Source organism: Streptomyces sp. SID3343 (assembly GCF_009865215.1).
In the GTDB taxonomy this organism is placed as follows: Bacteria; Actinomycetota; Actinomycetes; order Streptomycetales; family Streptomycetaceae; genus Embleya.
Genome location: NZ_WWJX01000916.1, coordinates 1 through 10298 on the forward strand (window position 1 = coordinate 1; position 10298 = coordinate 10298).

A 10298-nucleotide genomic window follows, 5' to 3' on the forward strand; every position below is an offset into this window, starting at 1 on the left:
GCCGTGGCTCCCGCCCCCTCCGCTTCCCCCGGAGTCCCCGCCGCCGGTGCCCCCGCCGTGGCCGCCGTCCCCACTGCCGCCCCCGCCGCCGTCCCCACTGAACAGCGGTTCGCCGCCGACCTCGGCCGCCGCCTCCACCGCGTCCTCGCGGCGCTGCCGGCGGCGTTCCTCCTCAAGCCGTCGCTGCCGCTCCTCGGGCGTCTCCCCGGGCTCGCCGGCACCGAATATGGGGTGTGGCTCGTACGGTGGCTGGGTCATGGTCGTGCTCCCCGTGTCGCGAATTCGTGCGAGGGGCAATCTACCGGCGTCGTCGGGCCGTGCGTTCGGGGCCGAACGTACGGCCCCGACGCGCGACATCCGGACCGGCAGCAGCAGTACAGGAGGAAACAGATGGCGAAGGCGCCCGCGTTCGACCCGGCCGATCCGCTCGGGATCGACGACCTGCTCGACCCCGAGGACAAGGCGATCCGCGACACCGTGCGCCGCTACTGCGCCGACCACCTCACGCCGCACGTGGCGCAGTGGTTCGAGCGCGGCGAGTTGCCGGTGCGCGAGGTCGCGCGCGGGCTCGGCGGGATCGGGGTGCTGGGCATGCATCTGGAGGGCTACGGCTGCGCCGGTACGAGCGCCGTGCAGTACGGCCTGGCCTGCCTGGAGGTGGAGGCGTGCGACTCGGGCCTACGCTCGCTGGTGTCGGTACAGGGCTCGCTGGCGATGTTCGCGATCCACCGCTTCGGCAGTGAGGAACACCGGCGGACCTGGCTGCCCCGGATGGCCGCCGGCGACGCGATCGGCTGCTACGGCCTGACCGAGCCCGACCACGGGTCGGACCCGGCCTCGATGCGCACGCACGCCGAGCGCGACGGCGACGACTGGCTGCTCAACGGCCGCAAGATGTGGATCACCAACGGGTCGGTGGCGGACGTCGCGGTGATCTGGGCGCAGGCCGAGGAGGGCATCCGCGGCTTCGTCGTGCCGACCGACACCGCCGGGTTCTCGGCCGTCGACATCAAGCACAAGATGTCCCTGCGCGCGTCGGTCACCAGCGAGTTGACGTTCGACGACGTGCGACTGCCGGCCGACGCGGTACTGCCCGACGTGGTCGGCATGCGCGGCCCGCTCACGTGTCTGGGGGAGGCCCGCTACGGCATCGTGTGGGGTTCGGTCGGCGCGGCCAGGGCGTGCTTCGAGGCCGCGCTCGACTACGCGGGCTCGCGCGAGCAGTTCGGCCGACCGATCGCCGGATTTCAGCTCGAATATCCGGTGATCCGGCACATGAACAATCTCGAATCGGTGCTCACCTACGAGGGCACCTCCGAGATGCACACCCTCGTGATCGGCAAGGCGCTCACCGGGCTCGACGCCTTCCGCTGACCTCGCCGTCCCCTCGAATCCCCGTGAGTCCCACCGGCTTTGCGTGCCGTTTGCCCAGGCATCGCCAGGGCAGACGTCCGACCGACCGGAAGTCGGAACAACCGGGTCGGGCACCGCTCCGGAGACCAGTGGGGACAACGACATGTCAGCGTCAGCCTCCATGGCCGCATCGGGCCGTGAAGCCAAGGCCGCAGGCCGCCGGGCCGCCGACAGCAAGGTGATGGTCGGCCTTGCCAAGGCGGGCCTGGCCGCCCGCGGCCTCCTGTACGTCATCGTCGGCGTCATCGCCGTGCAGATCGCGCTCGGGAACAAGAACCAGGAGGCCGACCGGGGCGGCGCGGTCGAGGAGATCGGCAACAAGCCGTTCGGCGAGGCCATGCTGTGGGCGCTGGTCGTCGCGCTGATCGGGATGTGCCTGTGGCGCCTGACCGAGGCCGCGTTCGGCCAGGCCACGCCGGACGGGAACAAGGCGACCAAACGGCTGATGTCGCTCGGCCGGGCGATCTTCTACGGGGTCGTGGTCACGTCGTTGATCCGTACGCTCACCGCGGCCGGTGGCTCGCGCGGGCAGGGCCAGGACAGCGGCGGGAGCAGCAACAAGACGTCGAAGGACCTGACGGCCAAGGCCCTGGACTGGCCCGGCGGCCGATACCTCGTCGGAATCGCGGGACTCGTGCTGCTGGGCGTGGGGGTCGGGATGGCCGTGCGCTACGCGATGCGCAAGTTCCGGGAGAAGCTGATGACGGGCGAGATGAGCGCGAGGCAGCGCAAACTCGTCGATGTCGTCGGCGTCGTCGGCGGGGTCAGTCGGGGCGCGGTGTTCGGCGTCGCGGGCGGGTTCGTGATCTACGCGGCGGTGAAGTTCGACCCGAACAAGGCCAAGGGCGTGGACCAGACGCTGCGTTCGTTCGCCGAGACGCCGGCGGGGCCGGCGCTGCTCGTGGTGATCGCGCTGGGTCTGGTCGTGTTCGGGGTCTACTCCTTCTGCGAGGCACGGTGGCGCAAGGTTCGCTGACGGCGGGCGGGCCGCTCGGGCGGCGGCTATCCGACGGCCTCCTCGCTCACGGTGATGCGGATCGCCTTGCCGGGGCCGGTGGGCAACACGTCGATGTGGCCGCCGAGTTCGGCCACCAGCAGTTTTACGATCATCAGGCCGCGCCCGTCCTCGGAGTCGGGGCCCGTCTCCAGGAGGGCGCGTGGCCGGAACGGGTGTCCGTCGGCGACCTCCAGGCAGATGTCGTGGTCGGTGTGGGACGCGGTGATCCGGACGACTTCGGTGTGGACCGCCGCGTGCCGTACCGCGTTGGAGGTCAGTTCGGTCGCCACCAGCAGGAGGGTGTCCTCAAGGTCCTCGGGGACACCCCAGCCGCGCAGCAGGTCCCGCAGGCGGTGCCGCACGGCGGGCACGCCGGCCACGGTGGGCGGCACGGTCCAGCGCACGAGCACCGGACCGGGCCACAGGTCGGAGTCGAGACGGCGTCGCGAACTCGCCGCGACCCGTTCCTCGTGCCGGGCGCGGGCCCGGGCACGCCCTACCGCGCTCACGGCAGGCTCGACGGGTCGCTCGCGATCGGGATGATCGGGATGTGCGTGGCGATCGGCATGTTCGGGGCGATCGGGGGTGGTGCCAGACGTGGAGCACGTACGGGGGAGGGCATCCCGGAGTCCTTCGAGTCGTTCGCGGAGCGCTGTTGCCGTGAGGGCAGTGTGCGATGACGGAAGGGGATCGGGGCGGGGTTTTCCGGGTGTGATCCGTAATGCTTCGGTAAGTGACGATTCATCGCGACATTGCGCCCGATTCGCAACTCGAATCAGTCGCCGGTCGATCGCCGAAGTCGTTTGATCTCACCGCGACGATGCTTGTTTTCCAGGCGTCGCTCGCGCATTCCGCGGGACGGCTTGGTCGGTCGCCGAGGTGGTGGGGGCGGGGCCGTCGCCTCGATCAGGAGGTCGGCGAGCCGGCGGGCGGCGGTTTGTCGGTTCATCAGCTGGGAGCGCTGCTCGGACGAGGCGACGGTGAGCACGCCGTCGACCAGGCGCCCGTCCAGGTTGCGCAGCGCACGCGCCTTGAGCACGTCGGGCAACGCGGTGGTGCCGGCGAGGTCGAAGGACACCTCGGCGCGGCTGTCCGTGGTGTTGACCCCCTGTCCGCCGGGGCCGGAGGAACGGGAGAACCGCCACGACAGCTCGGCCGCGGGTATCACCACGCCGCGAATGTCGAGATCTGTCGTCATAAGCACATGATCCCGTGCCGGCACCGGTGCGGTCGACTCGGTTTTCGAGTGCCTTCCGGTCGTCGGCAGGCGAGGATCGGGGGATGAGTGCCGACATGAACACCGAACGCACGAGGACATACGGTTCCTGGCCCTCGCCGATCACGGCGGAGCGCCTGGTGGAGGGGGCCGCGAGCCCCGGGGAGATCCGAGCGGACGGCGACGACGTCTGGTGGTCGGAGGGGCGGCCCTCCGAGGGCGGCCGGATCCAACTGGTGCGCCTGGTCCCGGGCGCCGAGCCGACCGACGTCCTGCCCGACGGCTTCTCCGCGCGCACCCGCGTACACGAGTACGGCGGAGCCGCGTGGACCGTGCGCGAGGGCGTGCTCGTCTTCGCGAACTGGACGGACCAGCGGTTGTACCGGCTGGCCCCCGGCGACGCGGCACCGGTGCCGATCACGGCCGAACCCGAGGTCGACGCCGGCCTGCGCTACGCCGACTTCGCGATCGTCGCGGCCGGGGCGTGGGGGCCCGGGGAGTGGATCGTCGCGGTGCGCGAGAGCCACGAGCCGGCCGCGATCAAGGCGCACGGCGAGGCCGTCAACGAGATCGTGGCGCTGCCGCTCGACGGCCTCGGCGGCGAGCGCGTCCTGGTCACCGGGCCCGACTTCGTGTCGTCGCCGCGACCGGCCGCCGACGGGTCGGCGCTCGCGTGGACCCAGTGGTCGCACCCCGACATGCCGTGGGACGCGGCCGAACTCGTGGTCGCCGCGATCGAGGCGGGGCCGCGGCTCAGCGGGGCCCAGGCGGTCGCCGGCGGTGGGCGCGAATCGGTGGTCCAGCCCGAGTGGGGTCCCGACGGCGCGCTGTGGTTCGGCTCGGACCGGACCGGGTGGTGGAACCTGTACCGCGTCGGCGCGGGCGGGCAGGTCGAGTCGGTGGCCCCGATCGAGGCCGAGATCGGCGGCCCGCAGTGGGTGTTCGGTGAGCGTTTCTACACGTTCCTGGACGACGGCCGGATCGCGTGCACGGTCAACGCGGGCGGCTTCGTCCATCTGGGCATCGTCGACCCCATCCGACCGGAGGAGCCGCCGGCGCGCGTGGAGACCGGCCTGACCTGGTTGTCCGAGCTCGACGCGGTGCCCGGCGGCGTGCTGCTGATCGGTGGTGGTCCCGACGACGAGGACGCGCCGCGCCGGGTCCGGCTCGCGCCCTCGGGCGCGACGGCGTTGCAGATCGAACGGCTGCGCCCGGCCCGTGACTTCGGCTTCGGCGCGGAGTGGTTCAGCGCGCCGGAGGCGATCGAGTTCCCCTCCGCCGCGGGCCGCACCGCGCACGCGCTGCTCTACCTGCCGAAGAACCCGGACGCCACCGCGCCGGAGGGCACGCTGCCACCGCTGATCGTGTCCATCCACGGCGGTCCGACCGCGCAGACGCGCGCGATGCTCAGTCTGCGCACGCAGTACTGGACCAGCCGCGGCTTCGCGGTGGCCGACGTGAACTACGGCGGCAGCACGGGCTACGGGCGCGAGTACCGCAACCTGCTGTACGACTCGTGGGGCATCGTCGACGTCGAGGACTGCACGGCGGTCGCGCGCCACCTCGCCGACACGGGCGTCGTCGACGGCGCCAAGCTCGCCATCCGCGGCGGCTCGGCCGGTGGATACACCACGCTCGCCGCGCTCGTCTTCAAGGACGTCTTCACCGCCGGCGCGAGCCACTTCGGCGTCGCCGACATCACGGCGCTCGCGCTCGACACGCACAAATTCGAATCGCGCTACATGGATCGCCTGGTCGGCCCGTATCCCGAGGCCGAGGCGGTGTATCGGGCCCGCTCGCCGATTCACCACACCGCCACCCTCGACAGCCCGCTCGCGGTGTTCCAGGGCCTCGACGACGCGGTGGTCCCGCCGGCTCAGGCCGAAATGATCGTGGCCGCCCTCAAGGAGAAGCAACTCCCCTACGTCTACCTGGCGTTCGAGGGCGAGCAGCACGGCTTCCGCAAGGCGGAGAACATCATCCGGGCGCTGGAAGCCGAGCTGTGGTTCTACGGCAAGGTGTTCGGTTTCGACCCGGCGGACGCGATCGAGGCCCCGCCGGGCGGGGGCTTCTGAGCGACGACCGCCGATGAGCCGCGGGTCCCGACCGGGCGACCGGGCGGGACCCGCACAGCCCGTGACCAACACCCCGGTGCGTCGAGGCACGCTTGGACAGGGGCCCGGAATCCGTCGTGGTCGAAAACGTTGTTTGGTGTGGCACCGCGCATAGGAGTCGCATTCGATGGACGAGTACTGTCTACCCGTTCAGCTCCTGTTCCCATGGCCGCAGGGCCAAACGACGTCCCTCAGGATTTCCGAGTAAAGGCCCCTATATGTCACTTTCGCCTGCGGTGCTCGCCGAGGGGCAACCCCCTCCCGCAGAAGAGGCACCGAAGCCCGAGACGGCGCACCGCACGCGGCGAGCCCGTCGCGGCGGAGGAACTCGCCTTTACGCGCTCGACATTCTGCGCCTGTTCGCGGCGCTCGCCGTGGTGTCCTTCCACTGGACGGCCGACATAGCGGTACCGCAGATCTGGGGCGGCCGCATCCCGGACGACTTCATGCCCGGGGTCGCCCGGGTGACATCGTACGGCTGGCTCGGCGTCGAGCTCTTCTTCATCATCAGCGGTTTCGTCATCTGCATGAGTTCCTGGGGCCGACCGGTGGGCGACTTCTTCGTCTCCCGCATAGTCAGGCTCTACCCCGCCTACTGGGCGGGGATCGCGCTGACCGCGACGGTCCTGCTCCTGGTCTCCGATCTGGGCCGTCCCGGCGCCCGGACCGGGATCGACTGGCGCACGATCGCGGGCAACCTCACGATGTTCCAGGGTCCGCTCGACCTCAAGCACGTGGACGGCGTCTATTGGACGCTGTGGATGGAATTGCAGTTCTATCTGCTCTTCGCGATCGTGGTGGCCAAGGGCCTGACCTATCGCAGGGTGGTCGCGTTCTGTGGGCTCTGGATGATCGCGATCATGTTCGTGCCCGCCGCCAAGATCCCGATGCTCACGCAACTGGTGATGGCGGAACAGGCGCCCTACTTCATCGCCGGCGTGGCGATGTATCTCATGCACCGTTTCGGGCCGAACATGCTGCTGTGGGGCATCGTCGGGTTCACCTGGATCGTGGCCGTCACCAACGCCAAGCACCTCAAGTCGATCTACGACGAGGCCACCGGTCACACCCTGTCGACCACCGGCGTCTCGCTCGGCATCACCCTTTGCTACGCGGTGATCATCGCGGTGGCCCTGGGCTACTTCGGCTGGGTCCGGTGGTCGGGTCTGACCGTGTTCGGCGCGCTGACCTACCCGCTGTACCTGATCCACCAAGAGGCCGGTTGGACGATGCTGCACTGGCTGCACAACCGCGGCCTCAACCCCGGCGCCGCGCTCGGCGTGGCGCTGGCCTCGGCCCTTTTGGTGGCGTATCTGATCCACCGGTTGGTCGAACGCACCCTGGGTGGAGTGTTGAAGCGTGGTCTGGCGAAGTCGCTGAAGACGCTGCGCCTGGAGACGAGCCGAGCCCTCGAAGCGACCGGTTCGGCCGACAAGGGCGCGCCCCCTCGCTGATCGCCGACCTGCTCCTGCCCGAACACCCGAACAGCTGAGAACAACCGATCCTGCCCGGGCCGTCGACCGACGGCCCGGGCAGGATTACTCATGCGCCGTTCGTGACCGGGAGTGCTGTCACCCGCGGGTGCCGGGGTGCGGGTGAGGAGTTGGATACCCGCCCTTTACGTGCTCCTTCACCTCGGGAAACACGCGGCGGTCAGGCTTCGAGGGCAACGAGTCGGTACGAGGCCTTGGAGGGTCGTCACGTGTTGTTGACGCCGCACGAGCAGGAGCGGTTGATGGTTTCCTATGCGGCCGACCTCGCGCAGCGGCGTAGAGCCAGAGGGCTTCGGCTGAACTATCCGGAGTCGGTGGCGGTGTTGTCCTCGTTTTTGCTGGAGGGGGCTCGGGACGGCCGGTCGCCGGCGGATCTTCGCGAGGCCGGGCGGCGGGTGCTTTCTCGGGACGACGTGATGGAGGGCGTGGCCGAGATGCTCGGGGAGGTGCGGGTCGAGGCGACGTTCCCGGACGGGACCAAGCTGGTGACCGTGCATCGGCCGGTGCCGTGACGGGACCGAAGCCGCGGCGGTCGTTGGCGGCGGTGGTGCCCGGGGAGATCGTGCCGGGATCGGAGCCGATTCCGCTCAATCCCGGGCGGGCCGTGCTCGTGCTCGGCGTGGTGAACGGCGGGGATCGGCCTGTGCTGGTGGGGTCGCATCTGCATTTTCCGGCGGCCAACGACGCGCTGGAGTTCGATCGTTCGGCGGCTTGGGGGCATCGGCTGCATGTGCCGGCCGGGACCGCGGTGCGGTTCGAGCCCGGGGCGGCGCGGGAGGTGGAGTTGGTACCGATCGCGGGGGCTCGGGTGGTGCCGGGGCTGCGGGCGGGCCGTGGTGGGGCGTTGGATCGGCAGGACGCGCGATGACTTCCATCGATCGGCATCGCTACGCGTTGCTCTACGGGCCCACCACCGGGGACCGGATCCGGTTGGCGGACACCGAGTTGTCGGTGGAGGTGACCGAGGATCTGACCCGGCCGCGCGGGGCTGCCGGAGACGAGGCGATCTTCGGTGGTGGCAAGGTGATTCGCGAGTCGATGGGGCAGTCGACACGCACCCGGGCCGAGGGCGCGCCGGACACCGTGATCACCGGGGCGGTGATCCTCGACCACTGGGGAATCGTCAAGGCCGACATCGGGATTCGGGACGGGCGGATCTGCGGCCTGGGCAAGGCCGGTAATCCCGACACGATGGACGGGGTACATCCGGACCTGGTGATCGGTCCCGCGACCGAGATCGTCGCCGGCAACGGGCTGATCCTCACCGCCGGTGCGGTGGACTCTCACGTGCACCTGATCTCGCCCACCCAGTTTCCCGAGGCGCTGTCGGCCGGGGTGACCACGATGGTGGCCGGCGGCACCGGCCCGGCCGAGGGGTCCAAGGCGACCGCGGTCACGCCCGGCGCGTGGCATCTGGCGCGGATGTTCGAGGCGCTCGACGACGTGCCGATCAACTTCGTACTCCTGGGCAAGGGCAACACGATGTCCGAGGAGTCGATGTGGGAGCAGATTCGAGCCGGCGCCGGGGGGCTGAAGCTGCACGAGGACTGGGGCTCGACCCCCGCCGTGATCGACGCCGCGCTGCGGGTGGCCGACGCCGCCGGCATCCAGGTCGCGCTGCACGGCGACACCCTCGACGAGACCGGCTTTTTGGAGGGCGCGCTCGCCGCGATCGGCGGCCGGTCCATCCACGCCTGTCACACCCAGGGCGCCGGCGGTGGGCACGCGCCGGACGTCCTCACCGTGGCAGCGCTGCCCAACGTCCTTCCCTCGTCCACGAATCCGACCCGCCCGCACACCGTCAACACGGTCGAGGAGCACTTGGACATGCTGACGGTCCGCCACCACCTCGACTCGGCGGTGGTCGAGGATCTCGCGTTCGCCGAGTCCGGGATCCGACTGCCCACGATCGCTGCCGAGGATGTGCTGCACGACCTCGGTGCGATCTCGATGATCGGCTCCGACGGTCAGGCGACGGGCCGGGTCGGCGAGACCGTCCTGCGCACGTGGCAGACCGCGCATGTGAACAAGGTGCGGCGGGGTTCGCTCGCGGGTGACGGGGTCGCCGACAACCTGAGGGCCCGTCGGTATGTGGCCAAGTACACGATCTGCCCCGCCGTCGCGCACGGGCTCGACGACGAGGTCGGATCGGTGGCGGTCGGCAAGCTCGCCGACCTGGTGCTGTGGGAGCCGAAGTTCTTCGGCGTCCGGCCGCACCTGGTGGTCAAGGGCGGCGCGATCGCGTGGGCCGCGATGGGCGACGCGAACGCGTCGATCCCCACGTCCCAACCGGTGCTGCCGCGGGCGATGTTCGGGGCCGCCGCCCGGACCGCCGCAGCGACGTCGGTGCACTTCGTGGCGCAGGCGGCGCTGGAGGACGGACTCGCCGCCCGATTGAACATCGGCCGCCGGCTCGCGCCGACCGCCGACGTGCGCGGGCGGGGGAAGTCGAGCATGCCGCTCAACGACGCGATGCCGCGCATCGAGGTGGATCCGGAGACGTTCGTCGTGCGCGTCGATGGAGAGAAAGTGGTCGCGGCGCCGGCCGGAACGTTGCCTATGGCGCAACGTTATTTCCTGTTCTGATTGCGCCCGATCGATTATTGACGGAGGGTCAGTAGAAGCTGACTCACCGTCAGGGTGTAGGAATGTGACTGCGGTGACCGGCCAGGACCGACATCGACACGTTACGAACAGTAAGAGGTGGTACTGATGGGTGCTGGACTACTCCTCCTCGGAGACTCGCGCCTTCCGGCGGGTGGCTACGCGCACTCGGGCGGCTTGGAGAGCGCCATCGTGCGCGGTGAGGTCGGCGACCTCGACACGCTCACCGAATTCCTGCTGGGCAGGCTTTACGGCACGGGCGCCGTACAGGCGGCATTCGCCGCCGTGGCCGCGCTCACCGCCGGACCCTACACATTGTCCGAGGACGCCCCCTGGGCCGAACTCGACGCCGAACTCGACGCCCGGACCCCGTCCGCCGCCGCCCGGGCCGCGTCGCGCGCGCAGGGCCGGTCGCTGCGCCGCGTGGTCAAGGCGGCTTGGCCCACCGACCCGTGGACCGC

Annotated in this window: 11 protein-coding genes; 8 read left to right on the forward strand and 3 right to left on the reverse strand. The window is 70.3% G+C overall.

Going from position 1 to position 10298, the window contains the following annotated elements; genetic code table 11:
• Positions 1–258: hypothetical protein (locus GT354_RS52840; protein WP_202512416.1), on the reverse strand; the 258-nt coding region annotated here is incomplete at its 3' end.
• A 132-nt stretch (positions 259–390) separates the two neighbouring features.
• Between GT354_RS52840 and GT354_RS28580 the strand changes: the two genes are divergently transcribed.
• Both GT354_RS28580 and GT354_RS28585 read left to right on the forward strand, forming a co-directional pair.
• Entirely contained in the window at positions 391–1374 is a 984-nt protein-coding gene (locus GT354_RS28580; protein ID WP_161359261.1) for an acyl-CoA dehydrogenase family protein, read from the forward strand.
• 142 nt (positions 1375–1516) lie between these two features.
• Complete coding sequence (locus GT354_RS28585) at positions 1517–2389, forward strand: DUF1206 domain-containing protein (protein WP_237535548.1); 873 nt, start codon at positions 1517–1519, stop codon at positions 2387–2389.
• A 26-nt stretch (positions 2390–2415) separates the two neighbouring features.
• On the opposite strand, the gene GT354_RS28590 is transcribed toward GT354_RS28585, so the two are convergent.
• Positions 2416–2919 carry an ATP-binding protein gene (locus GT354_RS28590; protein ID WP_161359262.1) on the reverse strand — a complete coding sequence of 168 codons (504 nt, stop codon included), beginning with the start codon at positions 2917–2919 and terminating at the stop codon, positions 2416–2418.
• A gap of 266 nt (positions 2920–3185) precedes the next feature.
• On the reverse strand, positions 3186–3608 hold the full coding sequence (gene arfB, locus GT354_RS28595; protein ID WP_161359263.1) for an alternative ribosome rescue aminoacyl-tRNA hydrolase ArfB: 423 nt from the start codon (positions 3606–3608) through the stop codon (positions 3186–3188).
• Between the two features lie 83 nt (positions 3609–3691).
• Here arfB and GT354_RS28600 point away from each other — a divergent pair, with 83 nt between their 5' ends.
• From GT354_RS28600 to GT354_RS28625, 6 genes are all read left to right on the forward strand, one after another.
• Positions 3692–5701 (forward strand): S9 family peptidase, encoded by a 2010-nt coding sequence (locus GT354_RS28600; RefSeq protein ID WP_202512417.1) that lies wholly within the window; start codon positions 3692–3694, stop codon positions 5699–5701.
• 257 nt (positions 5702–5958) lie between these two features.
• Positions 5959–7194: an acyltransferase gene (locus tag GT354_RS28605; protein ID WP_161359264.1), complete on the forward strand. Its 1236-nt coding sequence runs from the start codon at positions 5959–5961 to the stop codon at positions 7192–7194.
• Between the two features lie 248 nt (positions 7195–7442).
• Complete coding sequence (locus tag GT354_RS28610) at positions 7443–7745, forward strand: urease subunit gamma (protein WP_161359265.1); 303 nt, start codon at positions 7443–7445, stop codon at positions 7743–7745.
• Positions 7742–8101: an urease subunit beta gene (locus GT354_RS28615; protein WP_346012220.1), complete on the forward strand. Its 360-nt coding sequence runs from the start codon at positions 7742–7744 to the stop codon at positions 8099–8101. The genes GT354_RS28610 and GT354_RS28615 overlap by 4 nt, the downstream gene beginning before the upstream one ends.
• Positions 8098–9819, forward strand: a complete 1722-nt coding sequence (locus tag GT354_RS28620) for an urease subunit alpha (protein ID WP_161359266.1) — start codon at positions 8098–8100, stop codon at positions 9817–9819. Before GT354_RS28615 ends, GT354_RS28620 begins: the two co-directional genes overlap by 4 nt.
• A 126-nt stretch (positions 9820–9945) precedes the next feature.
• The coding region (locus tag GT354_RS28625; RefSeq protein ID WP_272923903.1) for an urease accessory UreF family protein at positions 9946–10298 on the forward strand (353 nt) is incomplete at its 3' end.